Genomic DNA, 1,353 nt, shown 5'->3' with positions numbered 1-1,353 from the left:
CTCCGGCACCGCCGCGGTCTCGGCCGGCCTCGCGGCGGCCTCCCCCGGGGCGCTCTACCGGAGCGTCGGCACCGTCTTCGCGGGCGGCGCCTCCGGCCTGCGGGCGCCGCAGAACGCCGAGGACGCGGCGATCCTCTTGGCGCAGGCCGCCGCCGCGATCGACGCGGTGCGGCGTGAGGCGAGCGACGCCCGCATCGCCGGCGCGGCGGCCAGCGTGCGCGCGAGCCTCGGCGGCGCCTCGGCCCAGCTCGCCACCGCCGGCACCGAACTCTACGGCGACGGCACGGCCGGCAGCGGCCTGATCGCGCAGAGGGGCGCGGCCTCGGCCGAGCGGGAGAGTGCGGCGGCGCGGGAGGCTGCCCTCGCCACACAGATCACCGAGTTGCAGGGAACGGTCGCGACCCTGAACGGCACCATCGCGGCCGAGCGGACGAAGGCGGACGCGGCCATCGAGACCCTGTCGGACGCGCGCGACGCGATCGCCGCGAAGCTGGCCCTGATCGACGCGCAGATCGTGGCCGCGCAGGCGGCCGGCGACCCGGGCAAGGTCGCCGCGCTCCGGGCCGAGCGGGCGGACGTCGAGGCGACGCTCGAGGCGGCCGACGCGGAGATCGAGACGACGCGCGACACGGCCGCCGCGACGATCGCCGCGCTGACGGACCGGCGCGACGCGGCCCAGACGACGCTGGACGGAGCAAGGACCGAGCGCGCGACCGTCCAGGCCCGGATCGCCGCGCTCGACACCGCGATCGCGGCGCTCGACGGCCGGATCGCCGCGGCCGAGCGCGACATCGCCGTCGGGCGGACCGCCCTCGTGCTCGCCTTCGCGCAGATGACCGCGCTGCTCCAGGACAGATCCGGCGAGCGGGCCCTGGAAGCGGCGCGCAGCACCGAGCTGGATTGGCGTCTCGACGAGGCGGGCGAGACGCTGAAGGACATGGGCGCGCGCCTGCTCGAGCGCTTCGAGGCGGAGGGCCGCGCGCTCGACGACCTGCGCGCCGCGCGGGCGAGCGAGCGGATCCTGGCAGCCGTCCTGGGCCTCGCGACCGGCCTCGCGGCGGTGGCAGACGTGCTGCGGCGGGAGACGGACCTGCTCCCGGACGAGCCGGTGCTGGCCGGGCGCCGGCAACTGGCGCTCCGGTGAGGCGTCGGCGCCAGGGCCCGGCGCGGCGGGCTGGAGCGCTCTCCGCCGACGTGGACGCCGGTTCGGCGCAAGAGCGCGCGTCAAGACAGGAGGTTGGAGCCGTTCCCGACGGCAGCGCGATCGGGAACGGCTCCACCCCGGTCCGGGAACGGTTTGCTCACCGGGAATCGGTCAGGATGGATGCGCGCCGGGCTCGTGCCGGGGCGGGG

Annotated in this window: 1 protein-coding gene; it reads left to right on the top strand. The window is 77.4% G+C overall.

Going from position 1 to position 1,353, the window contains the following annotated elements:
• Positions 1 to 1,144: hypothetical protein (locus AX737_RS34205; RefSeq protein ID WP_197430493.1), on the top strand; the 1,144-nt coding region annotated here is incomplete at its 5' end.
• Positions 1,145 to 1,353 lie beyond the last annotated feature (209 nt).

The organism is Methylobacterium sp. CCH5-D2, from assembly GCF_001556475.1.
GTDB classification, from domain to species: Bacteria; Pseudomonadota; Alphaproteobacteria; order Rhizobiales; family Beijerinckiaceae; genus Methylobacterium; species Methylobacterium hispanicum.
Note: the sequence above shows the minus strand (reverse complement) of the source record. Positions and strands in the feature narration are given on the sequence as shown.